This is a genomic window from Burkholderia stabilis, from assembly GCF_001742165.1.
GTDB lineage: Bacteria > Pseudomonadota > Gammaproteobacteria > Burkholderiales > Burkholderiaceae > Burkholderia > Burkholderia stabilis.
Genome location: NZ_CP016442.1, coordinates 1474276 through 1498308, shown reverse-complemented (window position 1 = coordinate 1498308; position 24033 = coordinate 1474276). Strand labels below are relative to the sequence as shown.

Sequence of the window (24033 nt, the reverse complement as noted above, 5' to 3'; positions counted from 1 at the left end):
ATCATTATAGCCCAACATCGCGCAGCAGTTCGCGCAGTTCCTGCGTCGTGTCGACGAGATGCTGCGCCTGCCAGTCGGCTGGCGCGGCGCCGTCGCCGCAATAGCCATACGCGGCTGCGACCGTCGCCATGCCGGCAGCGCTGCCGGCCTGAATGTCGCGCAGGTCGTCGCCGACATAGACGATGCGTTCGGGCGTGAGCGTGAGCTGATCGGCTGCGTGCAGCAGCGGAGCGGGGTGGGGCTTCGGGTGCGGCGTTGTGTCGCCCCCGACCACGCACGCCGCGCGCGGTGCGAGGCCGAGCAGGTCGACGAGCGGTGCCGTGAGCCGCATCGCCTTGTTCGTGACGATGCCCCAGCGCACGCCGCGTGCATCCAGTTCGTCGAGCACGTCGCCGATGCCGGGGAACAGCGTGGTATGCACGCAGAGATCCGTCGCGTAATTGGTTAGGAACTCGTCGCGCATCACGTCGTAGCCGGGCGCTTGCGGATCGATGCCGAACGCGCCGCCGAGCAGGCCGCGCGCGCCGGCCGAGGCCAGCGGCCGCAGCACGTCGAGCGGCGTTTCGGGCAGGCCGCGTACGCGCTGCATCTTGTTGACGGCAGCCGCGAGGTCGGGCGCCGTATCAGCGAGCGTGCCGTCCAGGTCGAACAGCACGGCATCGCAGTGCAGCAGGCGCGGTTCGTCGAGTGCTGCCCGCGCGGTCGAAAGGGGAGTCGTCATGCCGGTCGGAGGGTCACGCGCCGCGGCGGCACGCAACGAGGTAGTTGATGTCGGTGTCGTTCGACAGCGCGAAGCGCTTGCCGATCGGGTGATACGTGATGCCCTTGATCTCCACGATGTGCAGATCCGTCGCCCGCACGAAGCCGGCCAGCTCCGACGGGCGGATGAAGCGCGCGTAGTCGTGCGTGCCCTTCGGCAGCATTTGTGCGATGTATTCCGCGCCGATGACGGCGAACAGGTAGGACTTCAGGTTGCGGTTCAGCGTCGAGAAGAACACCCAGCCACCCGGTTTTACGAGCGTCGCGCACGCGGCGACGACATCGCCGGGCGACGGCACGTGCTCGAGCATCTCCATGCACGTGACGACATCGTAGGTGCCCGGCTCGCGCGCGGCGATCGCCTCTGCCGCGATCGCTTCGTAGTCGACGGTGATGCCGCTTTCGAGGCTGTGCAGGTCGGCAACGCCGAGCGCTTCGGTCGACAGGTCGATCCCTTTTACCTGCGCGCCGAGTCCGGCCATCGATTCGGACAGGATGCCGCCGCCACAGCCGATGTCGAGCGCGCGCTTGCCGGCCAGATGCGCATGCGCATCGATCCAGCCGAGCCGGACCGGGTTCAGGTCGTGCAGCGGCTTGAATTCGGCATTCGGATCCCACCATCGATGGGCGAGGTCGCTGAATTTCTGGAGTTCGTGCGGATCGGCGTTGGTCATGTCGGCAAACGGGCTACGGAAGGAGGGCGGTGCTTCGATTCGTCAGCCCCGAGTATATAAGATGCGGGCGAACGGCGAGGCGGCGAGTGCCTGGACGGACCCCAATGAAAAAGCCCCGCCGGAGCGGGGCTTTGAAGCAGTCGAAAACCGCGGCTTAGTTTGCCGGAACGGTCGTCTTCTGGACTTCTTGCGTACCGACCACTTCGACTTCCACGCGGCGGTCCGGTGCGAGGCAAGCGATGAGTTGCTTGCGGTTCTTCTGGTTGCAGCCCGTCGTGACCGGGTTGCGCTTGCCCTTGCCTTCCGTGTAGATCTTGTTGGCCGGCACACCCTTGCTGACCAGGTACGACTTCACGGCTTGCGCACGGCGCAGCGACAGACGGTCGTTGTACTTGTCCGAACCGATACGGTCCGTGTAGCCCGTTGCGACGACCACTTCCGTGTTCATGCCTTCGATCTTCGAAGCCAGTTCGTCCAGCTTTTGCTTGCCCAGCGGCTTGAGCGTTGCCTTGTCGAAGTCGAACAGTGCGTCAGCTTGATACGTGATCTTCTGGCTCGTGATGGCCGGAGCGACCGGAGCGACCGGCGGCTGCGGTGCCTGGGCGACCAGTGCGCCATCGCACTTCGCGTTGGCGGTGGCCGGCGTCCAGAACGCATCGCGCCAGCAGAGCTCGTTCGTGCCGTTCATCCACACCCATTCGCCCGTGCCGTTCACCCAGTTGTCATTGACGGCTTGACGCGACGCCGGCACCGACTGTGCCGAAGCGGATGCAGCCATAACTGCGGTAGCTGCAATGAACGCGAGCTTTGAAAGTTTATTCATATTTCTCCTCTCGAAATTGAGATTACCGCAGGTTTACTGCGAGCCTGTTGACGGTGACAAGTCATACATTGCTCGAAGTATAACATTGGTGCGGCACAAAAATGCGGCACCGCTCTGTGTAGACTTTAGACTTCGAGCAGCGTCTAACCTTCAGTGCGTTGGCATTTTGCCATATCGTTCCCTTCCTACGAAAAAAAATCCTCCCCACCCTAAGATCGCCTCAACGATTGTGGTGCATGCGCAACACCGACCTGCCGCAACTTTTAGAGATTGTCAAGAGTGTGTCGATGGAATTGCGCGGATGAATACAACTGTTTACTCGTGCGCGTGAAACGGACATGGCGTAATCGTCCGTGACGTCGGGGTGGGGGTAATTCGGGGTGATTCGCCGCCGTCGCGATTTTCGCTATTTATATATAGAGGGGGAGGCGAATTGGCGGCTGATGGGCGCATGTTAGAATCTCGCGTTGCGTTGCGCATGCAGCGCCCACGCGAAAGGCGTTCGCCGTCTTCGCTCCGAAACGATACGGATACATGGATCAATTCGCCAAAGAGACCCTGCCCACCTCCCTAGAGGAGGAAATGCGCCGTTCGTATCTCGATTACGCGATGAGCGTGATCGTCGGACGTGCCCTCCCGGATGTCCGCGATGGCCTGAAACCCGTGCACCGGCGCGTGTTGTTCGCGATGCACGAACTGAACAACGACTGGAACCGCGCGTACAAGAAATCGGCGCGTATCGTCGGTGACGTGATCGGTAAATACCACCCTCACGGCGATATCGCGGTCTACGACACGATCGTGCGGATGGCGCAGGACTTCTCGCTGCGCTACATGCTGATCGACGGGCAGGGCAACTTCGGCTCGATCGACGGCGACAACGCCGCGGCGATGCGTTACACCGAAATTCGCATGGCGAAGATCGGTCACGAGCTGCTCGCCGACATCGACAAGGAAACGGTCGATTTCGAGCCGAACTACGACGGCAACGAAACGCAGCCGTCGGTCCTGCCGTCGCGCATCCCGAACCTGCTGATCAACGGCTCGTCGGGCATCGCGGTCGGCATGGCGACCAACATCCCGCCGCACAACCTGAACGAAGTCGTCGACGCGTGCCAGCACCTGCTGGCCAACCCGGAAGCGACGATCGACGAGCTGATCGAGATCATCCCGGCGCCGGACTTCCCGACGGCCGGCATCATCTACGGCGTCGCCGGCGTGCGCGACGGCTACCGCACCGGGCGCGGCCGCGTCGTCATGCGTGCGGCCACGCACTTCGAGGAGATCGACCGCGGCCAGCGGATGGCGATCATCGTCGACGAGCTGCCGTACCAGGTGAACAAGCGCTCGCTGCTCGAGCGGATCGCCGAGCTCGTCAACGAGAAGAAGCTCGAGGGCATCTCCGACATCCGCGACGAGTCCGACAAGAGCGGCATGCGCGTCGTGATCGAGCTCAAGCGCGGCGAAGTGCCGGAAGTGGTGCTGAACAACCTGTACAAGGCGACGCAGCTCCAGGACACGTTCGGCATGAACATGGTCGCGCTCGTCGACGGCCAGCCGAAGCTGCTGAACCTGAAGGAAATCCTGCAGTGCTTCCTGTCGCATCGACGCGAAGTGCTGACGCGCCGCACGATCTACGAACTGCGCAAGGCCCGCGAACGCGGCCACGTGCTCGAAGGTCTCGCGGTCGCGCTCGCGAACATCGACGAGTTCATCGCGATCATCAAGGCTGCGCCGACGCCGCCGATCGCGAAGCAGGAGTTGATGGCGAAGCCGTGGGATTCGTCGCTCGTGCGCGAGATGCTCACGCGTGCCGAGAGCGAGAACGCGGCGGCCGGCGGCCGCTCCGCGTACCGCCCGGAAGGCCTGAACCCGGCATTCGGGATGCAGGTCGACGGGCTCTACCGTCTGTCCGACACGCAGGCCCAGGAAATCCTGCAGATGCGTCTGCAGCGCCTGACCGGCCTCGAGCAGGACAAGATCATCGGCGAGTATCGCGAAGTGATGGCGCAGATCGCCGACCTGCTGGACATCCTCGCGCGCCCCGAGCGGATCACGACGATGATCGGCGAGGAACTGACCTCGGTGAAGGCCGAATTCGGCGATGCGCGCCGTTCGAAGATCGAGCTGAACGCGACCGAGCTGAATACGGAAGACCTGATCACGCCGCAGGACATGGTCGTCACGATGTCGCACGCGGGTTACGTGAAGTCGCAGCCGTTGTCCGAGTACCGCGCGCAGAAGCGCGGCGGGCGCGGCAAGCAGGCGACGCAGATGAAGGAAGACGACTGGATCGAGACGCTGTTCATCGCGAACACGCACGACTACATCCTGTGCTTCTCGAACCGCGGCCGCGTGTACTGGGTCAAGGTTTATGAAGTGCCGCAGGGCTCGCGCAACTCGCGCGGCCGCCCGATTGTCAACATGTTCCCGCTGCAGGACGGCGAGAAGATCAACGTCGTGCTGCCGGTCAAGGAATTCTCGGCCGACAAGTTCGTGTTCATGGCGACGTCGCTCGGCACCGTGAAGAAGACGCCGCTCGAAGCATTCAGCCGTCCGATGAAGAAGGGCATCATCGCGGTCGGCCTCGACGACGGCGACTTCCTGATCGGCGCGTCGATCACCGACGGCGCACACGACGTGATGCTGTTCTCCGACGCCGGCAAGGCCGTGCGTTTCGACGAGAACGACGTGCGTCCGATGGGTCGCGAGGCGCGCGGCGTGCGCGGCATGCAGCTCGAGGACGGGCAGCAGGTCATCGCGCTGCTGGTTGCCGGCAGCGAGGAGCAGACCGTGCTCACCGCGACCGAGAACGGCTACGGCAAGCGCACGCCGATCACCGAATACACGCGTCACGGCCGCGGCACGAAGGGTATGATCGCGATCCAGACGTCCGAGCGCAACGGCAAGGTCGTGGCCGCGACGCTCGTCGACGCCGAAGATCAGATCATGCTGATCACGACGGCCGGCGTGTTGATTCGCACCCGCGTATCCGAGGTTCGCGAGATGGGGCGCGCCACGCAAGGTGTTACACTCATCAGTCTCGATGAGGGCACCAAGCTCTCTGGTCTGCAGCAGGTCGCGGAGGCCGAAGAGGGTGATGGCGAGGCCGACGAGGCGTCGGACGGCGAAGCCTGAAGAACGGATGAGACTCTAGCCGCCGCGGGCGCGAAGCGCCGCGGCCGGTGAGCAACCATTCATATTTCCAAAAGGGAGTGATGATGCAAAAGCAATTCAAGCAACTGGTCCTGCTGGCCGCACTGGTGCCGACGTTCGCGATGGCGCAAGCGCTGTCGAATTCCGCACCGGCGCCTGCCGCGGCAGCTGCGCCGATCGACGCCGACAAGAAGGCGGCGATCAAGGATCTGCTCGACGCGATCGACGCGCCGAAGCTCGTGTCGGCTATCGGCAACAGCGCCGAAATGCAGGCCAAGCAGCTCGTGCCGGCGATCCTGTCGGACGCGCTGTCGGAAAACAAGACGCTGAACGACAAGCAGAAGCAAGCTGCCGTTCCGACGCTGCAGAAGAACGCGGTGCCGAAGCTGGTCGACGGCGCGGGCAAGGTGTTCGGCACGCAGCAATTCCAGAACGACGCGATGTCGGCTCAGTACGACGCGTACGCGAAGTACTACAGCACGTCGGAGATCAAGGATCTGACGACGTTCTACAAGAGCCCGACGGGCCGCAAGTTCATCCAGGTTCAGGATCAAGTCGGCCGCGACGTGGTCAACGGCCTGATGCAGAAGTACATGCCGCAAGCGATCCAGGCGACGCGCACGCAGGCTGACAAGGAAGTCGCAGCAGTCAAGCCGGGCAAGTAAGCCGTTCGGGCACGCCCCCCGGCCGTTCGGCCGGGTTTGGCGGGAGCCTGACGACAGTGCGATAATGGCCGTTTGCGCGCGAGCGCAAGCGGCCATTTCTTTTCTGGCGCGGCTCATTTGCAACTGACAAGCGGCGGCAAGCCGCCGGTCGCGTCCCTCCCGAGGTTTTCACGATGCGCGTCTTTAATTTCTCCGCCGGTCCTGCGGCGATGCCCGAGGAAGTGCTGCGGCAGGCCGCCGACGAAATGCTCGACTGGCACGGCAGCGGCATGAGCGTGATGGAGATGAGCCATCGCGGCAAGGAGTTCATGTCGATCCACGAGGCCGCGCTGACCGATCTGCGCGACCTGCTCGGCGTGCCGGCAAGCCACCGGATCCTGTTCCTGCAGGGCGGCGGGATCGCGGAAAACGCGATCGTGCCGATGAACCTGCTCGGATCGCGCAAGACCGCCGATTTCGTCGTGACGGGCTCGTGGTCGCAGAAGTCGTTCGGCGAGGCGAAGAAGTTCTGCACGCCGCACCTTGCGGCCACCGGCAAGACGGAAGACGGCTTCACGCGTGCGCCCGCGCGCGCCGAATGGCAGCTGTCCGACGATCCGGCCTACGTGCACCTGTGTACCAACGAGACGATCGACGGCGTCGAGACGTTCGAGATTCCCGATCTCGGCGACGTGCCGCTGGTCGCCGATGTCTCGTCGCATATCCTGTCGCGTCCGATGGACGTCGCGAAATATGGCGTATTGTTCGGCGGCGCGCAGAAGAACATCGGGATGGCCGGCGTGACGGTCGTGATCGTGCGCGAGGATCTGCTCGATCGCGCGCTGTCGATCTGCCCGTCGGCGTTCGAGTGGAAGACCATCGCCGCGAACAACTCGCTGTACAACACGCCGCCCACCTATGCGATCTACATCGCGGGCCTCGTGTTCCAGTGGCTGAAGCGGCAGGGCGGCCTCGAAGCGATCGAGGCCCGCAATATCGAAAAATCGAAGCTGCTCTACGACACGATCGATGCGAGCAGCTTCTATCTGAACAAGGTCGAGCCGGCAGCACGTTCGCGGATGAACGTGCCGTTTTTCCTGGCCGACGAAACGCGCAACGAAGACTTCCTTGCCGGCGCAAAGGCGCGCGGGCTGCTGCAGCTGAAGGGCCACAAGTCCGTCGGCGGCATGCGGGCGTCGATCTACAACGCGGTGCCGCTCGAGGGCGTGAAAGCGCTCGTCGAGTACATGAAGGACTTCGAGCAGCGCGGCGCCTGACGGCGGCGCTGTTCAAACAGCACGGCAACTACGCATGGACGACGAACTGAATTCCCGCCTGAAACCGCTGCGCGATCGCATCGATGCGATCGACGCGCAGCTGATCGCGCTTCTCAACCAGCGCGCCGCGGTGGCGCTTGAGGTGGGCGAGGTCAAGAAGCATTTCAACGCGCCGGTGTTCCGGCCGGAGCGCGAGCTGCAGGTGATCGCGCGGCTGCAGGACATGAGCGCGGGCCCGCTCGCGAGTGAGCACATCAGTGCGATCTGGCGCGAGATCATGGCCGCGAGCCGCGCGCTCGAGCAGACGATCCACGTCGCGTTCCTCGGGCCGGTCGGCACGTACAGCGAGCAGGCGATGCTCGAGTATTTCGGCCAGTCGATCGAAGGGCTGCCGTGCCCGTCGATCGACGAGGTGTTCCGTTCGGTCGAGGCCGGCGCGTCCGCGTTCGGCATCGCGCCGGTCGAGAATTCGACCGAAGGCGCGGTGTCGCGCACGCTCGACCTGCTGCTGCAGACGCAACTGCTGATCAGCGGTGAACTCGCGCTGCCCATCCACCACAACCTGCTCACGCAGGGCGGCACGCTCGACGGCGTGAAGCGCGTCTGCGCGCATGCGCAGGCGCTCGCGCAATGCCAGCAGTGGCTCGCAGCGAATGCGCCGCAGCTCGAGCGGCAGGCCGTGGCGAGCAACGCGGAAGCCGCGCGCATGGCGGCGGCCGATCCGACCGTCGCGGCGATCGCGGGCGACCGCGCGGCCGCGCACTACGGGTTGCAGATTGCATTCGCGCTGATCCAGGACGATCCGCACAACCGCACGCGCTTCGTGATCGTCGGCAAGCAACCGGCCGGACAAAGCGGTCACGACCAGACGTCGCTGATCGTGTCGGTGAAGAACGAGCCGGGCGCCGTGTTCAAGCTGCTCGAGCCGCTCGCGCGGCACGGCGTGTCGATGACGCGTTTCGAGTCGCGTCCGGCGCGCGTCGGCACGTGGTAGTACTACTTCTATATCGACATCGAAGGGCACCGGGACGATACGGCGGTCGCAGCCGCGCTTGCGGAGCTCGGCCAGAAGGCTGCGTTCCTGAAGATACTCGGTTCGTATCCGCGCGCGCGCTGACGTGCGGCGGCCAGTCGCCTGCTCGTGCGGGCGGTGCGGCCAGGTGGGCACGGCAGGCCGGTCGACGCTGCCGAAGGCGGGTTCGGGCGGCACCCGGTGCAGGTTGCGCCGGGTGCGGGCCCGTTGCCCGGAATCTGGAATTCCGTGTGCGGGACGTCGTTCCGCACGCGTAACTAGGCTCTTCTCGTGTCAGGCTTTGCATTCAACAAACTGGTCATTTTCGGTGTCGGCCTGATCGGCGGATCGCTGGCCCGCGCGCTGCGCGAGCGCGCGCCGGGCGGCGCGGGCGAGATCGTCGGCGTCGGCCGTTCGCGCGCGTCGGTCGAGCGTGCGCTGGCGCTGGGCGTGATCGATCGTGCGGCGGCGCTCGACGACGACGCGCAGTTGCGCGACGCGCTTGCCGGCGCCGATCTCGTGTTGCTGGCCGCGCCCGTCGCGCAGACGGGCCCGCTGCTCGCACGCATCGCACCGTGGCTCGCCGATGAAACGATCGTCACCGATGCGGGCAGCACCAAGTCCGATGTCGTTGCGGCCGCACGCGAAGCGCTCGGCGCGCGGATCGCGCAGTTCGTGCCGGGGCATCCGATCGCCGGGCGCGAGTCGAGCGGCGTCGAGGCCGCGTTGCCGGACCTGTACGTCGGCCGCAACGTCGTGCTGTGCCCGCTGCCGGAAAACGCGCCGGAATCGGTCGCGCGGATCGACGCGATGTGGCGCGCGACCGGCGCCGACGTTCGTATGATGAGCACTGCGCAGCACGATCGCGTGTTTGCGTCGATCAGCCATCTGCCGCACGTGCTGTCGTTTGCGCTCGTCGAGCAGATCCTCGGCGAGGCCGACGCGGAACTGAAATTCTCGTATGCGGCGGGCGGTTTCCGCGATTTCACGCGGATTGCCGCGTCGAGCCCGGAAATGTGGCGCGACGTGTGCGTCGCGAACCGTGCGGCGCTGCTCGACGAACTCGACGGCTACACGCGCGTGCTCACGCGGCTGCGCGCGGCGATCGACGCCGGTGACGGCGCGGCGCTCGAAGCCGTGTTCACGCGCTCGCGCGCCGCACGCAAGGCATGGCAGGAGCGGGGCGGTAATCCCTCTGCCGAGCCGGTCAAGAAATAACAGGACGATTCCCATGGACTATCTCGATCTCGGCCCGTACTCCAGCGCATCGGGCACCGTGCGCCTGCCCGGCTCGAAGAGCATCTCGAACCGCGTGCTGCTGCTCGCGGCGCTGGCCGAAGGTGAAACGACGATCACCAACCTGCTCGACTCTGACGACACGCGCGTGATGCTCGATGCACTCGGCAAACTCGGCGTGAAGCTCGCGCGCGACGGCGACACCTGCGTCGTCACGGGCACGCGCGGCGCGTTCACCGCGAAGACGGCCGACCTGTTCCTCGGCAACGCGGGCACGGCCGTGCGGCCGCTGACCGCCGCGCTCGCGGTGAACGGCGGCGACTATCGCGTGCACGGCGTGCCGCGTATGCACGAGCGGCCGATCGGCGATCTCGTCGACGGCCTGCGGCAGATCGGCGCGCAGATCGACTACGAGCTGAACGAGGGTTATCCGCCGCTGCGGATCAAGCCCGCGACGATTTCGGTCGACGCGCCGATCCGCGTGCGCGGCGACGTGTCGAGCCAGTTCCTCACGGCGCTGCTGATGACGCTGCCGCTCGTGAAGGCGACGGACGGCAAGACCGTCGTCGAGATTGACGGCGAGCTGATCTCGAAGCCGTACATCGACATCACGATCCGGCTGATGGAGCGCTTCGGCGTGATCGTCGAGCGCGACGGCTGGGAACGCTTCGTCGTGCCGGCCGGCGTCCGCTATCGCTCCCCGGGGCGAATCATGGTGGAGGGCGACGCATCGTCCGCATCGTATTTCCTCGCGGCCGGTGCGCTTGGTGGCGGCCCGCTGCGCGTCGAGGGCGTGGGGCGCGCGAGCATCCAGGGCGACGTCGGTTTCGCGAACGCGCTGATGCAGATGGGCGCGAACGTGACGATGGGCGACGACTGGATCGAGGTGCGCGGCATCGGCCACGACCACGGCAAGCTCGAGCCGATCGACATGGACTTCAACCTGATTCCCGATGCGGCGATGACCATCGCCGTCGCGGCGCTGTTCGCGAGCGGCACGAGCACGCTGCGCAACATCGCGAGCTGGCGCGTGAAGGAGACCGACCGCATCGCCGCGATGGCGACCGAGTTGCGCAAGGTCGGCGCGACCATCGAGGAGGGGCCCGACTATCTCGTCGTCACGCCGCCGGAAAAGCTCACGCCGAATGCGGCGATCGACACGTACGACGATCACCGGATGGCGATGTGCTTCTCGCTCGTCAGCCTGGGCGGCGTGCCCGTGCGGATCAACGATCCGAAGTGCGTCGGCAAGACGTTCCCCGACTATTTCGACCGCTTCGCCGCACTCGCAAAAGCCTGACCCGACTGTTCCGATGAAATCGACCCGACCCTTTCACCCGACTCCCGTCATCACCATCGACGGCCCCACTGCTTCCGGCAAGGGCACCGTCGCGGCGCTCGTCGCCGCCCACCTTGGTTTTCACCTGCTCGACAGCGGTGCGCTGTACCGTCTCGCGGCGCTCGCGAGCGTGCGCTACGGCATAGCGGCGGAGGACATCGACGCGCTCGTGAAGCTGATCGACGATCTCCACATCACGTTCCGCGAAGGCTGCGCGCAGCTCGACGGCGTCGATGTGTCGAACGATATCCGCGCCGAAGCAGTCGGCAACCGCGCATCGGCGATTGCCGTGCACGGGCCCGTGCGTACCGCGCTCGTCGCGCGCCAGCGCGCGTTCCGCAAGACGCCGGGCCTCGTTGCCGACGGGCGCGACATGGGTACGGTGATCTTCCCGGACGCGGTGCTGAAGGTGTTCCTGACGGCCAGCGCCGAGGCACGCGCGGCCAGACGGCATAAGCAATTGATGCAAAAAGGTTTTTCTGCTAATATAGATGACTTGCTCCGGGATCTTCGTGAACGTGACGCGCGCGACAGCAATCGCGCGGCCGCGCCGCTGAAGCCCGCGGCAGACGCCGAGTTGCTCGATACGTCGGCATTGTCGGTCGATGAAGCCGTCGACCAGGTGCTGCAGTGGTACCGGGCGCTGGGCCAGCCCGCCTGAGAAGGCGGGCAGCAGTAGGTGCTCCGTGCCGCAAGCGCGGAGCGTGTTTCGAACCCTTAACCCCGTGTGGAACCCGATCTGGCCCTTTCAGCCTGCCATTCCGGCCGGCGTGGCACAGCGATCCATGCACAATCAGATTTTTATGTCCGACCTGCAAACCTCCACCCCGAATACCGAATCCTTTGCGGCTCTGTTCGAAGAGTCGCTGACCCGCCAAGACATGCGCGCCGGCGAAGTGATTTCCGCCGAAGTCGTGCGCGTCGACCACAACTTCGTGGTCGTCAATGCAGGCCTGAAGTCCGAGGCTTACATTCCGATCGAGGAATTCCTGAACGATCAGGGCGAGGTTGAGGTGCAGTCGGGCGATTTCGTGTCCGTCGCGATCGACGCACTCGAAAACGGCTACGGCGACACGATCCTGTCGCGCGACAAGGCGAAGCGCCTTGCATCGTGGCTGTCGCTGGAAAAGGCCCTCGACAACAACGAACTCGTCACCGGCACGATCACCGGCAAGGTGAAGGGCGGCATGACCGTGATGGTCAACGGCATCCGCGCGTTCCTGCCGGGTTCGCTGGTCGATACGCGTCCGGTCAAGGACACGACCCCGTACGAAGGCAAGACGCTCGAGTTCCGCGTGATCAAGCTCGATCGCAAGCGTAACAACGTCGTGCTGTCGCGTCGTGCAGTGATCGAAGCGACCCAAGGCGAAGAGCGCGCGAAGCTGCTCGAAACGCTGAAGGAAGGCGCGATCGTCAACGGCGTGGTCAAGAACATCACCGACTACGGCGCGTTCGTCGACCTCGGCGGCATCGACGGCCTGCTGCACATCACCGACATCGCATGGCGTCGTGTGCGTCACCCGAGCGAAGTCCTGTCGGTTGGCCAGGAAGTCACCGCGAAGATCCTCAAGTTCGACCAAGAGAAGAACCGCGTCTCGCTGGGCATCAAGCAACTGGGCGACGATCCGTGGGAAGGCATCTCGCGTCGTTACCCGTCGGGCACGCGCCTGTTCGGCAAGGTCACGAACATCACCGACTACGGCGCATTCGTCGAAGTGGAATCGGGCATCGAAGGCCTTGTCCACGTGTCGGAAATGGACTGGACCAACAAGAACGTTGCGCCGTCGAAGGTTGTCCAGCTGGGCGACGAAGTCGAAGTCATGGTCCTCGAGATCGACGAAGACCGTCGTCGTATCAGCCTCGGCATGAAGCAGTGCAAGCCGAATCCGTGGGATGACTTCAGCCGCAACTTCAAGAAGGGCGACAAGATCACGGGCGCAATCAAGTCGATCACCGACTTCGGCGTGTTCATCGGTCTGCCGGGCGGCATCGACGGCCTGGTCCACCTGTCGGACCTGTCGTGGAGCGAAACCGGCGAAGAAGCCGTTCGCAAGTACAAGAAGGGCGACGAAGTCGAAGCAATCGTGCTCGGTATCGACGTCGAGAAGGAGCGTATTTCGCTCGGCATCAAGCAGCTCGAAGGCGACCCGTTCAGCAACTACGTTGCAATGAACGACAAGGGCTCGATCGTCGACGGCGTCGTGAAGACGGTCGATGCGAAGGGTGCGGTCGTCACGCTGACGGGCGACGTCGAAGGCTACCTGCGTGCGTCGGAAATCTCGCAGGATCGCGTCGAAGACGCTCGCAACGTGCTGAAGGAAGGCGACAAGGTCAACGCGATGGTGATCAACATCGATCGCAAGTCGCGCGGCATCAACCTGTCGATCAAGGCGAAGGATTCGGCCGAACAACAGGAAGCGATCCGCGGCCTGCAATCGGACTCCAGCGCTGCTGCGACCGGTACGACCAACCTCGGCGCGCTGCTGAAGGCGAAGCTCGACGGCCAGAACCAGTAAGCCTCACGAGGTCTGCTGAAGTATGACCAAATCCGAGTTGGTCGCGCAGCTGGCATCGCGATTTCCGCAACTTGTCCTCAAGGATGCGGATTTCGCGGTGAAAACGATGCTCGATGCGATGTCCGACGCTCTGGCGAAAGGGCACCGCATTGAAATTCGGGGTTTCGGCAGCTTCGGCCTCAACCGTCGCCCGGCGCGCGTCGGACGCAACCCGAAGTCGGGGGAGAAAGTGCAGGTGCCCGAGAAGTTCGTGCCGCACTTCAAGCCTGGCAAGGAATTGCGTGAACGCGTCGACGGCCGTGCCGGTGAGCCGCTGAAGGCTGACGATCCGGACGACGAGCGTTGAGCGTCGTTCGGTTTGCCCGGAACCTGTCCGGCGAAGGCTGAAGAGAAAAGCGCCCCTTGCGGGCGCTTTTTTTATTTCCGGCGTCTGCAGCGCAGCGAGTGCGCGCAGGATCTGCGCAGCCGCCGAAACGCTTCCTTTACAATACGGGTCGATTCGGTGCGACGAAGGGGAGTCGCGCGCCGCGGCAAACCTCAACAAAGAGAGGGCTTCATGAAGTTTATCGTCTGGCTGATCCGGGTATTGGTGTTCGTACTGCTGCTGGTGCTTGCGCTGGCCAATACGCAAACCGCGACGCTGAATTTTGTTGCCGGCTACACATGGCAAGCGCCGCTGATCCTGATCGGTCTGGCCTTCTTCGCCGTGGGGCTGCTGGCCGGCCTGCTGTCCGCGCTGCCTTCGATCTTCCGGTTGCGCCTCGAGAACGGGCGCCTGAAGCGCGATCTGCGTGCGGCGCGCGAAACGCCGGCCGTCGTCGACCAGCCGCCGATGCCGCCCGTCATTTAACACGGACGCCGCGCGATAATCGCGCGGTTTTCGTCTCTGCTTCGATATTTCGCATGGATCTGGATTTCTGGTGGTTGCTCGCGATTCCGGTCGCGTTCGCGCTCGGTTGGGCGGCGTCACGCTATGACCTGAAGAATCTCCTGTCGGAGAGCGCCAACCTGCCGCGATCGTATTTTCGCGGCCTCAATTTTCTGCTGAACGAACAACCCGACAAGGCGATCGACGCGTTCATCGAGGTTGCCAAGCTCGATCCCGAGACGGTCGAACTGCACTTCGCGCTCGGCAACCTGTTTCGCCGTCGCGGCGAAACCGATCGTGCGATCCGCGTGCATCAGAACCTGCTGAGCCGCACGGACCTGCCGGTCAACGAGCGCGACCACGCGCTGTACGAGCTCGGCCAGGATTTCCTGAAAGCCGGCCTGCTCGATCGCGCCGAAGACGCGTTCCACAAGCTTGCCGACGGCGACTACGCACTCGGCGCGCAGCGGGCGCTGCTGACGATCTACGAGATCGAGAAGGACTGGAACAAGTCGATCGATACTGCGAAGCGCATCGAGTCGATGAGCGACAAGCCGCTCGACACCGAAATCGCGCAGTTTCACTGCGAACTCGCACAGGACGCGCTGCAGCGCAAGAACGCGGCCGCGGCGGCCGAACAGTTGAGGCTCGCGCTGGTCGTGAACCCGCAGAACGTGCGTGCGACGATCCTGTCCGGGGACGCGGCGGCGGCAGAGGGCAATCACGCGGCGGCGATCGAGCACTGGAAGCGCGTCGAAGCGCAGAACCCGGCGTATCTGCCGCTCGTCGCCGACAAGCTGATGAAGGCTTATGTCGCGCTCGGCAAGAATGTCGAAGGCGCCGAACTGCTGATGGGCTATGTCGATCGTTATCCGTCGAACGACCTGCTCGACATCGCATATCAGCACATTGCGGGGTTGCGCGGCCAGGACGCGGCGCACACGCTCGCGCGCGCGCAGATGGAGAAGTCGCCGAACCTGTCGGGGATGCTGCACCTGCTCGATGCGCAGATCGCGGCGGCCGACGAACCTCGCCGTAAGGAACTTGAAATGATGCGTGCGCTGATCAAGCAGCGCACCAAGAATCTGCCACGGTATACGTGCCAGAATTGCGGCTTCCGGGCGCGCAATTTCTACTGGCAGTGCCCCGGATGCAGCGGCTGGGAAACCTATGCGCCGCGCCGCGTCGAACCTGCGATGCCGGGCTGATCCCGGCACGCGGAGCCAACGCGCTGCGGTTGCCGCCGGGCTCGTCCCGGCGGCCAAGTTAGTCTATTACCGGGAAGTACCGGAACATCTATGAAAATCACCATCATCGGCACCGGCTATGTCGGCCTCGTCACGGGCGCATGCCTCGCGGAGATCGGTCACGACGTCTTCTGTCTCGACGTCGATCAGCGCAAGATCGACATCCTGAACAACGGCGGCATGCCGATTCATGAACCGGGGCTGCTGGACATCATCGCGCGCAACCGCGCGGCAGGGCGCCTGCGCTTCTCGACCGACATCGAGGCGAGCGTCGCGCACGGCGAGATCCAGTTCATCGCGGTCGGTACGCCGCCCGACGAGGACGGCTCGGCCGACCTGCAATACGTGCTCGAGGCCGCCCGCAACATCGGCCGCCACATGACGAACTTCAAGGTGATCGTCGACAAGTCGACGGTGCCGGTCGGCACCGCGCAGCGCGTGCGCGGCGTGGTCGACGAGGCACTGGCCGCACGCGGGCTCGCGGGCAGCGTCGCGCACCGCTTCTCGGTCGTGTCGAACCCGGAATTCCTGAAGGAAGGCGCCGCGGTCGAGGACTTCATGCGTCCGGACCGGATCATCATCGGCGTCGACGGCGACGAGACCGGCACGATCGCGCGCGAGAAGATGAAGAAGCTTTACGCGCCGTTCAACCGCAACCACGAGCGGACGATCTACATGGACGTGCGCTCGGCAGAATTCGCGAAATATGCGGCGAATGCGATGCTCGCGACGCGCATCTCGTTCATGAACGAGATGTCGAATCTCGCGGACAAGGTCGGCGCCGACATCGAGGCCGTGCGCCGCGGGATCGGCTCCGACCCGCGCATTGGCTATCACTTCCTGTACGCGGGCGTCGGCTACGGCGGCTCGTGCTTCCCGAAGGACGTCCAGGCGCTGATTCGCACCGCCGGCGAGAACGGCCAGCCGCTGCGCATCCTGGAAGCCGTCGAGGCCGCCAACCACGCGCAGAAGGACGTGCTGATCGGCAAGATCGAGCAGCGCTTCGGCGCCGACCTGACCGGCCGCGAGTTCGCGGTCTGGGGGCTGGCGTTCAAGCCGAACACCGACGACATGCGCGAGGCGCCGAGCCGGCGCCTGATCGCCGCGCTGCTCGAACGCGGCGCGACCGTGCGCGCGTACGATCCGGTGGCGGTCGACGAGGCGCGGCGCGTGTTCGCGCTGGATTTCGGCGACGATGCGGCGGCGCTCGCGCGCCTGCATCTCGTCGATACGCAGGACGTCGCCGTGACGGGCGCGGACGCGCTCGTGATCGTGACCGAATGGAAGGAATTCCGGAGCCCCGAATTCACGCGCCTGAAGGCCGAACTGAAGGCGCCGGTGATCTTCGATGGGCGCAACCTGTACGAGCCGGACGCGATGGCCGAACTGGGCATCGACTACTACGCGATCGGCCGGCCGTATGTCGATCCCCAGTCGTCCTCCCGTGGCTGACCACACGATGAATACTCTTCGCGAAGTCGTTCCGGTGCCGCGCGCGCAAATCGCGCGCGCGCGCGTGCTCGTCGTCGGCGACGTGATGCTCGACCGGTACTGGTTCGGTAACGTCGATCGCATTTCACCGGAAGCGCCCGTGCCGGTCGTGCACGTGCAGCGTCAGGAGGAGCGGCTCGGCGGCGCAGCCAACGTCGCGCGCAATGCCGTGACGCTCGGCGGGCAGGCCGGGTTGCTGTGCGTCGTCGGGTGCGACGAACCCGGTGAGCGGATCGTCGAACTGCTCGGCAGCAGCGGCGTGACGCCCCATCTCGAACGCGACCCGGCGCTGCCGACCACGATCAAGCTGCGCGTGCTCGCGCGCCAGCAGCAACTGTTGCGCGTCGACTTCGAGGCGATGCCAACGCACGAGGTGCTGCTCGCGGGGCTCGCACGCTTCGACGCGCTGCTGCCGCAGCACGACGTCGTGCTGATGTCGGATTACGCGAAAGGCGGCCTGACGCACGTCACGACGATGATCGAGAAGGCGCGTGCGGCCGGCAAGGCCGTCCTCGTCGACCCGAAGGGCGACGACTGGGCGCGCTATCGCGGCGCATCGCTGATCACGCCGAACCGCGCGGAACTGCGCGAAGTGGTCGGTCAGTGGAAATCGGAAGACGACTTACGCGCGCGCGTCGCGAATCTGCGCGCGGAACTCAATATCGACGCGCTGCTGCTCACGCGTTCGGAAGAGGGCATGACGCTTTTTTCCGCCGAAGGCGAACTGCATGCGCCGGCGCTCGCGCGCGAGGTGTTCGACGTGTCGGGCGCGGGCGATACCGTGATCGCGACGGTCGCGACGATGCTCGGCGCGGGTGTGCCGCTCGTCGACGCGGTCGTGCTCGCGAATCGCGCGGCCGGCATCGTGGTCGGCAAGCTCGGCACGGCCACGGTCGATTACGACGAACTGTTTCACTGAGCGCATTCGGTGGCGCGACCCGCGCGCCGCACGCATGGCTCCCATTTTTCAGGCAGGACGATCATGACCCTCATCGTCACCGGCGCAGCCGGTTTTATCGGCGCGAACCTCGTCAAGGCGCTCAACGAGCGCGGCGAGACGCGCATCATCGCGGTCGACAACCTGACGCGCGCGGACAAGTTCCGGAATCTCGTCGATTGCGAGATCGACGACTATCTCGACAAGACCGAATTCGTCGAACGCTTCGCGCGCGGCGATTTCGGCAAGGTACGCGCGGTGTTCCACGAAGGCGCCTGTTCGGACACGATGGAAACCGACGGCCGCTACATGATGGACAACAACTTCCGCTACAGCCGTGCGGTGCTCGACACCTGCCTCGAGCAGGGCGTGCAGTTCCTGTACGCGTCGTCGGCCGCGACCTACGGCGGCTCGACGCGGTTCGTCGAGGAGCGCGAGGTCGAGGCGCCGCTGAACGTCTACGGTTATTCGAAGTTCCTGTTCGACCAGGTGATCCGCCGCGTGCTGCCGAGCGCGAAGAGCCAGATCGCCGGTTTCCGCTACTTCAACGTGTACGGCCCGCGCGAGACGCACAAGGGGCGCATGGCGTCGGTCGCGTTCCACAACTTCAACCAGTTCCGCGCGGAAGGCAAGGTGAAGCTGTTCGGCGAGTACAACGGTTATGCGCCGGGCGAGCAGACGCGCGATTTCGTGTCGGTCGAGGACGTCGCGAAGGTGAACCTGTACTTCTTCGATCATCCGGAGAAGTCGGGCATCTTCAATCTCGGCACGGGCCGCGCGCAGCCGTTCAACGATATCGCGTCGACGGTCGTGAACACGTTGCGCGTGCTCGACAACCTGCCGCCGCTGACGCTCGCGCAGCAGGTCGAGCAGGGGCTGATCGAGTACGTGCCGTTCCCCGATGCGCTGCGCGGCAAGTACCAGTGCTTCACGCAGGCCGATCAGACGAAGCTGCGCGCGGCAGGCTACGACGCACCGTTCCTGACGGTGCAGGAAGGTGTCGACCGCTACGTTCGTTGGCTATCCGGCCAGGTTTAAACGGAAGCGTTGCATCGATAGACTGGGTCTCACGGTCGGCAGCCGCCGGCCGTTTTTCATCGGAGATCCAGCACATGATCAGGAAATGGTTTGCCGCAGCGGTCATGCTCGGCGCAGTCGCGTCGGCCTGGGCGGCCGTCGACGTCAACACCGCGAACGAGGATGCACTCATCGGCATCAAGGGCATCGGCCCGGCGCGGGCGAAAGCGATTCTCGACGAGCGCGGCGCACGCGGTCCGTTCAGGAATGCGGACGATCTCGCGTCACGCGTGAAAGGCATGGGCGGCCATACCGTCGAGCGACTTCAGCAGGAAGGGCTGACGGTAGGCGCGGCCGGCTCGGGTGCGGCCGGTTCTGGCGCAACCCAGCAAGCCGCGGCCAGACCGGCGGCGGCAAAGCCGGCCGCCGCGCCTGCCCGCACCGCACAGAAGTAACGCATCGCGCGCAGCAGCCAAAGAGCTCCTTCAGCCGCCGTCATGACGACGGCTTCCCGCGGCATGCCGCGGGTTTTTTGCGTGTGCATCCCGTGCGGGGCGATCACGAGTCGCCGCGTCGTATTCCATCGTCGTAATGGGGTTGCCGGCGCGAGCGGCAGTGCTGGTTTACAATCGATCGATTGATCGGCCTCGCACTCACGGTATCTCCATGGCTTACAAAACTATCGAAGACACGATTGGCAATACGCCGCTCGTGCAACTGGTCCGCTTGCCGGACGACGAGATTCGCGCGCGCAACAACGTGGTGCTCGCGAAGCTCGAAGGCAACAATCCGGCCGGTTCGGTGAAGGATCGCCCGGCGCTGTCGATGATCAGCAAGGCCGAGGCGCGCGGGCGCATCAAGCCGGGCGATACGCTGATCGAGGCGACGAGCGGCAATACGGGCATCGCACTCGCAATGGCAGCGGCGATCCGCGGCTACAAGATGGTGCTGATCATGCCGGAGGATCTGTCGGTCGAGCGCCGCCAGAGCATGGCGGCCTATGGCGCGGAGATCATCCTCACGCCGGTGAAGGGCGGGATGGAACTGGCGCGCGATCTCGCCGACCAGATGCAGCGCGAGGGTAAGGGCGTGATCCTCGATCAGTTCGCGAATCCCGACAACCCGATTGCGCACTACGAAGGGACGGGCCCGGAAATCTGGCGCGATACCGAAGGGCGCATCACGCACTTCGTGTCGGCGATGGGCACGACGGGCACGATCATGGGCACGTCGCGTTACCTGAAGGAACAGAATCCGGCGATCGAGATCGTCGGTGCGCAGCCGGAAGAAGGTTCGCGCATTCCGGGCATCCGCAAGTGGCCGGAAGCGTACATGCCGACGATCTTCGATCGCAGCCGCGTCGACCGTGTCGAGAGCGTGAGCCAGGCGGCGTCGGAAGCGATGGCGCGCCGGATGGCGGCGGTCGAAGGCATCTTCGCGGGCATTTCATCGGGCGGCGCGTGCGAAGTCGCGATGCGCATCGCGCGTCAGGTCGAGAACGCGACGATCGTGTTCATCGTCTGCGATCGCGGCGACCGCTACCTGTCCACGGGCGTGTTCCCGGCCTGAGCCTGGCCATCACGCGATAAAAAAAACGCCGCAGTTGCGGCGTTTTTTGTTTGGGCGGGGCGTTTGCTTATTGCGCCTGCTCGTCCATGTTGGCCGGCCGCAGCGCGCCGCTCGCTTCCATCTGCGCCTTCACGGCCTCGCCGAGCTGGTACACGGTGAGTGCATAGAAGAAGCTGCGGTTGTAGCGCGTCAGCACGTAGAAATTCTTGAGCCCGAGCATGTATTCGGTTGCGCGCCCCGGCGACGGCAGGTCGACCACGGTCACCGGCGTGCCGGCTTCGGTGGTGATGTTGACCGCCGGTTCGTTCAGCGTCATGCCGGCGCGCATCAGTTGCGACAGCGCCCAGTGCGGTTCGGGCTTGCCGTCGGCAGCAGCTTGCGCGATGCCCAGGCTGCCGGTGTCGGGCGTGATCTGCCACACCACCGGGCGATCGGTTTCCCAGCCGTGCTGCTTCAGGTAGTTCGCGACGCTGCCGATCGCGTCGACCGGGCTGCTGCGCAGATCGACGTGACCCGTACCGTCGAAGTCGACCGCATATTCGCGGATGCTGCTCGGCAGGAACTGCGGAATCCCGATCGCGCCGGTGTACGAGCCGAGCACGGTGGTCGGGTCGAGCTGATTGTCGCGGGTCCAGACGAGGAAATCTTCGAGATTCTTGCGGAACGTTGCCTGGCGACTGTCGCGATTCGGCGTGTCCGGATAGTCGAACGTGAGCGTGGTCAGCGCATCGAGCACGCGGAAATTGCCCATGTAGCGGCCATAGATCGTCTCGACGCCGATGATGCCGACGATCACTTCGGGCGGCACGCCGAATTCGGCGGATGCGCGCTGCAGCGTTGCCTGGTTCGCCTTCCAGAACTTCACGCCCGCGTTGATGCGGATCGGCTCGATGAAGCGCGAGCGATAGACGCGCCAGTTCTTGACCGTCGGCGACGCAGCCGGCTTCACGAGCTTGACGGCCGTTGCCGAATAACTGATGCGCGAGAACAGCGCATGCAGGCTCGTGGAGTCGAAGCCGTTGCGGTTGACCATCTCGTCGATGAACGCGTCGACCTTCGCGTTGTTCGCGTAACGCTGCGGAACGATTTCCTCTTCGAAGGTCTGGCCCGGCGGCGACGGCTGCTGAGGCTGGCCCTGCGCGACGAGCGTGCCGGCGGGCTTCGCGGGCTGCGTCTGCGCACCGGCGGGCGCGGCGCCGAGGGCGGCGGCAACGGCGACGACGACGAGCGGAGCGCGAGCGCGGAACAGCGCGGAGAGAAGGGCGGCAGGCTTGCTGGAATTCATGTCGAAGCGGGCGGGAAGGGCGATTGTGTTCGGCGCAGTATACCCGACGCATCCGGCGCGCCGGGGCGAAACGGGCCCCCGTTGTGGTAAGTTAGCGGCGAATTCGCGGCAGACGATGGACATCATTGATGGAGACCTGCGGCGCACCGCGCGCTGCGGATGACAGCTTATGGCAACCGCTTTCTATACGCACCCCGACTGCATGCTGCACGAGATGGGGGAATGGCATCCGGAATGCCCGGCCCGATTGTCGGCGATCCAGGATCAACTGATCGCGAGCCGCATCGACGACCTGATCGTCCACGAAACCGCGCCATTTGCGAGCGAGGTGGCGCTGGGCCGGGTGCATACGCAGGCGCACATCGACTACATCCGGAGCATGACGCCGGTCGACGGCTACGTCGAGATCGATCCCGATACGCTGATGAACCGCGATACGTGGCGCGCGGCGCTGCGCGCGGCCGGTGCCGCGATCGCGGCGACCGACGCGGTGATCGAAGGCCGTTACGCGAATGCGTTCTGCGGCGTCCGCCCGCCCGGCCATCATGCGGAGCCTGCACGCGCGATGGGTTTCTGTTTCTTCAACAACGTTGCGATCGCTGCGCGGCATGCGCTCGACGTGCACGGTATCGAGCGTGTCGCGATCATCGATTTCGACGTGCACCACGGCAACGGCACCGAGGCTGCGTTCGCGAACGACGAACGCGTGCTGATGTGCAGCTTCTTCCAGCATCCGCTGTACCCGTTCTCGGGCGTCGATCACCAGGCGCCGAACATGGTCAACCTGCCGATGCCCGCGCGCAGCAACGGGATGGCGATCCGCGAAGCCGTCGACATGTTCTGGTTGCCGCGCCTCGACGCATTCAAGCCGCAGATGCTGTTCGTGTCCGCCGGCTTCGATGCGCATCGCGAGGACGATATCGGCAACCTCGGCCTCGTCGAGGCCGACTTCGAATGGCTGACCGCGCAGATCGTCGACGTTGCGCGTCGTCATGCGCAAGGCCGCATCGTGAGTTGCCTCGAAGGCGGCTACAACCTGTCCGCGCTCGGGCGCAGCGTCGTCGCGCACCTGCGCGTGCTGGCCGGTATCTGACCGGCCGTGCCGTGCGCGCTCAGCGCGCCGGCACGCGTGCGTGAATCCACGCGATCAGCGCGTCGATCACGCGATCGCGTTCGAGATCGTTCATCGTTTCGTGAAAGCCGCCTTCGTATAGCGTCAGCGTGCGATCGGGCGAACCGACGCGCGCGCCGAACGCGCGGCTGCCGTCGGGTTCGGTCAGCTTGTCCTCGGTGCCGTGATAGACGAGCACCGGTACGCGCAGCGCGCCGCGGCCGCTTTCGATGCGGGCCATCGCATCGAGTATCTCCGCGCCGGTGCGGGCGGGAACCGCGCCGTGATGCACGAGCGGATCGGCGCGATTGGCCGCGACGATGGCCGGGTCGCGCGACAGCAGCGCCGCATCGATCCTGATCGCGGGGAAGGTCGGCCATGCGCGGCTGATGATGCGGCTTACCGAGAGCATCCAGCGCGGCACGTCGCGGCCCGGCGCGAGCGCCGGGCTCGACAGGACGAGGCCCGTCAGCGCGTGGCCGCGGGCCGGCGCGCGTTCGATCGCGTACAGCGCGGCGACGGCGCCGCCCATGCTGTGTCCCATCAGGAACAGCGGCGCATTGCCGCGCGCTGCTTCGGCGACCAGCGCATCCGCATCGTTCAGGTAGCCGTCGAAGCGCTCGACCCACGCGCGTTTGCCGGGCGACTGGCCGTGCCCGCGCAGATCGATCGCAAGCACGTCGATGCCGGCCGCGTTCAGCCGGCCGGCGAGCGTCGCATAACGGCCCGCGTGTTCGGCGAGGCCGTGCACGAGCGCGATCGTCGCGCGCGGCGGCGTCGTGCCGTCGCTGGCCGGCCAACGGTACGACGCCAGTTCGAGCCCGTCCGCGGTACGCAGCCGGCCCATTTTCGGTGCGGGCGACGACGAAGGCGCCGATCCGGCGATGGCAGGTGCGGCGGCCGGCGTAGTGGTGGCGGTCATCTGGCGTGTCCCCTGTTCGTTGGTCGGTGTTCCGGATCATAGTCGCGGCATCTGCACGGCGGGCCAGCGGCGCCCCTCTAATTTCGTGTAGTTATGAAAAGATCGAAATCGATTATTAAGTGGAATGAGGGGTTTGCGGTAAAATCGCCG

General features: G+C 65.1%; 21 protein-coding genes and 1 pseudogene. 17 read left to right on the top strand and 5 right to left on the bottom strand.

From position 1 onward, the window contains the following. Positions 1-4 precede the first annotated feature (4 nt). The 3 genes from gph to ompA all read right to left on the bottom strand — a co-directional run bounded on the left by gph (position 5) and on the right by ompA (position 2256). Entirely contained in the window at positions 5-721 is a 717-nt protein-coding gene (gph, locus tag BBJ41_RS06970; RefSeq protein WP_069747615.1) for a phosphoglycolate phosphatase, read from the bottom strand. A gap of 13 nt (positions 722-734) precedes the next feature. Further along, on the bottom strand, positions 735-1433 hold the full coding sequence (gene ubiG, locus BBJ41_RS06965; RefSeq protein ID WP_069745892.1) for a bifunctional 2-polyprenyl-6-hydroxyphenol methylase/3-demethylubiquinol 3-O-methyltransferase UbiG: 699 nt from the start codon (positions 1431-1433) through the stop codon (positions 735-737). Positions 1434-1587: 154 nt separating this feature from the next. Next, on the bottom strand, positions 1588-2256 hold the full coding sequence (gene ompA / locus BBJ41_RS06960) for an outer membrane protein OmpA (protein WP_011351327.1): 669 nt from the start codon (positions 2254-2256) through the stop codon (positions 1588-1590). A gap of 534 nt (positions 2257-2790) precedes the next feature. Here ompA and gyrA point away from each other — a divergent pair. The 16 genes and pseudogenes from gyrA (at position 2791) to cysM (ending at position 20565) form a co-directional block, all read left to right on the top strand. Then, on the top strand, positions 2791-5394 hold the full coding sequence (gene gyrA / locus BBJ41_RS06955) for a DNA gyrase subunit A (protein WP_069745891.1): 2604 nt from the start codon (positions 2791-2793) through the stop codon (positions 5392-5394). An 83-nt stretch (positions 5395-5477) separates the two neighbouring features. Continuing rightward, a complete protein-coding gene (locus BBJ41_RS06950; RefSeq protein WP_021157463.1) occupies positions 5478-6077 on the top strand; it encodes a DUF2059 domain-containing protein in 600 nt (199 codons plus the stop codon). Between the two features lie 173 nt (positions 6078-6250). Beyond that, positions 6251-7333: a 3-phosphoserine/phosphohydroxythreonine transaminase gene (gene serC, locus BBJ41_RS06945; protein WP_059836784.1), complete on the top strand. Its 1083-nt coding sequence runs from the start codon at positions 6251-6253 to the stop codon at positions 7331-7333. 34 nt (positions 7334-7367) lie between these two features. Further along, positions 7368-8450 (top strand): annotated as a pseudogene (pheA, locus tag BBJ41_RS06940) (prephenate dehydratase). Positions 8451-8636: 186 nt separating this feature from the next. Further along, entirely contained in the window at positions 8637-9563 is a 927-nt protein-coding gene (locus BBJ41_RS06935) for a prephenate dehydrogenase (RefSeq protein ID WP_069745890.1), read from the top strand. 13 nt (positions 9564-9576) lie between these two features. Beyond that, the gene (gene aroA, locus BBJ41_RS06930; protein ID WP_069745889.1) at positions 9577-10881 is read left to right on the top strand and encodes a 3-phosphoshikimate 1-carboxyvinyltransferase; all 1305 of its coding nucleotides are present in this window, start codon (positions 9577-9579) and stop codon (positions 10879-10881) included. A gap of 13 nt (positions 10882-10894) precedes the next feature. Beyond that, complete coding sequence (gene cmk, locus BBJ41_RS06925; protein WP_069745888.1) at positions 10895-11581, top strand: (d)CMP kinase; 687 nt, start codon at positions 10895-10897, stop codon at positions 11579-11581. 142 nt (positions 11582-11723) lie between these two features. Beyond that, the gene (rpsA, locus tag BBJ41_RS06920) at positions 11724-13436 is read left to right on the top strand and encodes a 30S ribosomal protein S1 (RefSeq protein ID WP_059236854.1); all 1713 of its coding nucleotides are present in this window, start codon (positions 11724-11726) and stop codon (positions 13434-13436) included. A 22-nt stretch (positions 13437-13458) separates the two neighbouring features. After that, entirely contained in the window at positions 13459-13782 is a 324-nt protein-coding gene (locus BBJ41_RS06915; protein ID WP_006486894.1) for an integration host factor subunit beta, read from the top strand. 210 nt (positions 13783-13992) lie between these two features. Continuing rightward, positions 13993-14286 carry a lipopolysaccharide assembly protein LapA domain-containing protein gene (locus tag BBJ41_RS06910; RefSeq protein WP_069745887.1) on the top strand — a complete coding sequence of 98 codons (294 nt, stop codon included), beginning with the start codon at positions 13993-13995 and terminating at the stop codon, positions 14284-14286. A 53-nt stretch (positions 14287-14339) separates the two neighbouring features. Continuing rightward, positions 14340-15512: a lipopolysaccharide assembly protein LapB gene (gene lapB / locus BBJ41_RS06905; RefSeq protein WP_069745886.1), complete on the top strand. Its 1173-nt coding sequence runs from the start codon at positions 14340-14342 to the stop codon at positions 15510-15512. Between the two features lie 90 nt (positions 15513-15602). Beyond that, a complete protein-coding gene (locus tag BBJ41_RS06900) occupies positions 15603-17003 on the top strand; it encodes a UDP-glucose dehydrogenase family protein (RefSeq protein ID WP_069745885.1) in 1401 nt (466 codons plus the stop codon). A 7-nt stretch (positions 17004-17010) separates the two neighbouring features. Further along, positions 17011-17961, top strand: a complete 951-nt coding sequence (gene rfaE1, locus BBJ41_RS06895; protein ID WP_069745884.1) for a D-glycero-beta-D-manno-heptose-7-phosphate kinase — start codon at positions 17011-17013, stop codon at positions 17959-17961. A gap of 63 nt (positions 17962-18024) precedes the next feature. After that, positions 18025-19017 (top strand): ADP-glyceromanno-heptose 6-epimerase, encoded by a 993-nt coding sequence (rfaD, locus tag BBJ41_RS06890; RefSeq protein WP_069745883.1) that lies wholly within the window; start codon positions 18025-18027, stop codon positions 19015-19017. A 74-nt stretch (positions 19018-19091) separates the two neighbouring features. After that, the gene (locus BBJ41_RS06885; protein ID WP_069745882.1) at positions 19092-19451 is read left to right on the top strand and encodes a ComEA family DNA-binding protein; all 360 of its coding nucleotides are present in this window, start codon (positions 19092-19094) and stop codon (positions 19449-19451) included. Between the two features lie 211 nt (positions 19452-19662). Then, on the top strand, positions 19663-20565 hold the full coding sequence (gene cysM / locus BBJ41_RS06880) for a cysteine synthase CysM (RefSeq protein WP_069745881.1): 903 nt from the start codon (positions 19663-19665) through the stop codon (positions 20563-20565). A 67-nt stretch (positions 20566-20632) separates the two neighbouring features. Here the strand turns inward: cysM and mltB are convergent, their stop codons facing one another. Further along, positions 20633-21850 (bottom strand): lytic murein transglycosylase B, encoded by a 1218-nt coding sequence (gene mltB / locus BBJ41_RS06875; protein WP_069745880.1) that lies wholly within the window; start codon positions 21848-21850, stop codon positions 20633-20635. Between the two features lie 169 nt (positions 21851-22019). Between mltB and BBJ41_RS06870 the strand changes: the two genes are divergently transcribed. Further along, complete coding sequence (locus BBJ41_RS06870) at positions 22020-22943, top strand: histone deacetylase family protein (RefSeq protein WP_006486840.1); 924 nt, start codon at positions 22020-22022, stop codon at positions 22941-22943. A 19-nt stretch (positions 22944-22962) separates the two neighbouring features. Here BBJ41_RS06870 and BBJ41_RS06865 read toward each other — a convergent pair whose 3' ends face one another. After that, positions 22963-23883, bottom strand: a complete 921-nt coding sequence (locus BBJ41_RS06865) for an alpha/beta hydrolase (protein ID WP_069745879.1) — start codon at positions 23881-23883, stop codon at positions 22963-22965. Positions 23884-24033 lie beyond the last annotated feature (150 nt).

What these genes read in the sequence shown, in the direction of transcription:
- gyrA (WP_069745891.1), top strand. Translation starts at nt 2,791, where the DNA reads ATGGATCAATTCGCCAAAGAGACCCTGCCCACCTCCCTAGAGGAGGAA.
- serC (WP_059836784.1), top strand. Translation starts at nt 6,251, where the DNA reads ATGCGCGTCTTTAATTTCTCCGCCGGTCCTGCGGCGATGCCCGAGGAA.
- cysM (WP_069745881.1), top strand. Translation starts at nt 19,663, where the DNA reads ATGGCTTACAAAACTATCGAAGACACGATTGGCAATACGCCGCTCGTG.
- BBJ41_RS06865 (WP_069745879.1), bottom strand. Translation starts at nt 23,883, where the DNA reads ATGACCGCCACCACTACGCCGGCCGCCGCACCTGCCATCGCCGGATCG.
- BBJ41_RS06910 (WP_069745887.1), top strand. Translation starts at nt 13,993, where the DNA reads ATGAAGTTTATCGTCTGGCTGATCCGGGTATTGGTGTTCGTACTGCTG.
- cmk (WP_069745888.1), top strand. Translation starts at nt 10,895, where the DNA reads ATGAAATCGACCCGACCCTTTCACCCGACTCCCGTCATCACCATCGAC.
- rpsA (WP_059236854.1), top strand. Translation starts at nt 11,724, where the DNA reads ATGTCCGACCTGCAAACCTCCACCCCGAATACCGAATCCTTTGCGGCT.
- BBJ41_RS06870 (WP_006486840.1), top strand. Translation starts at nt 22,020, where the DNA reads ATGGCAACCGCTTTCTATACGCACCCCGACTGCATGCTGCACGAGATG.
- rfaD (WP_069745883.1), top strand. Translation starts at nt 18,025, where the DNA reads ATGACCCTCATCGTCACCGGCGCAGCCGGTTTTATCGGCGCGAACCTC.
- ubiG (WP_069745892.1), bottom strand. Translation starts at nt 1,433, where the DNA reads ATGACCAACGCCGATCCGCACGAACTCCAGAAATTCAGCGACCTCGCC.
- BBJ41_RS06950 (WP_021157463.1), top strand. Translation starts at nt 5,478, where the DNA reads ATGCAAAAGCAATTCAAGCAACTGGTCCTGCTGGCCGCACTGGTGCCG.
- lapB (WP_069745886.1), top strand. Translation starts at nt 14,340, where the DNA reads ATGGATCTGGATTTCTGGTGGTTGCTCGCGATTCCGGTCGCGTTCGCG.
- BBJ41_RS06915 (WP_006486894.1), top strand. Translation starts at nt 13,459, where the DNA reads ATGACCAAATCCGAGTTGGTCGCGCAGCTGGCATCGCGATTTCCGCAA.
- rfaE1 (WP_069745884.1), top strand. Translation starts at nt 17,011, where the DNA reads ATGAATACTCTTCGCGAAGTCGTTCCGGTGCCGCGCGCGCAAATCGCG.
- BBJ41_RS06885 (WP_069745882.1), top strand. Translation starts at nt 19,092, where the DNA reads ATGATCAGGAAATGGTTTGCCGCAGCGGTCATGCTCGGCGCAGTCGCG.
- BBJ41_RS06900 (WP_069745885.1), top strand. Translation starts at nt 15,603, where the DNA reads ATGAAAATCACCATCATCGGCACCGGCTATGTCGGCCTCGTCACGGGC.
- mltB (WP_069745880.1), bottom strand. Translation starts at nt 21,850, where the DNA reads ATGAATTCCAGCAAGCCTGCCGCCCTTCTCTCCGCGCTGTTCCGCGCT.
- ompA (WP_011351327.1), bottom strand. Translation starts at nt 2,256, where the DNA reads ATGAATAAACTTTCAAAGCTCGCGTTCATTGCAGCTACCGCAGTTATG.
- gph (WP_069747615.1), bottom strand. Translation starts at nt 721, where the DNA reads ATGACGACTCCCCTTTCGACCGCGCGGGCAGCACTCGACGAACCGCGC.
- aroA (WP_069745889.1), top strand. Translation starts at nt 9,577, where the DNA reads ATGGACTATCTCGATCTCGGCCCGTACTCCAGCGCATCGGGCACCGTG.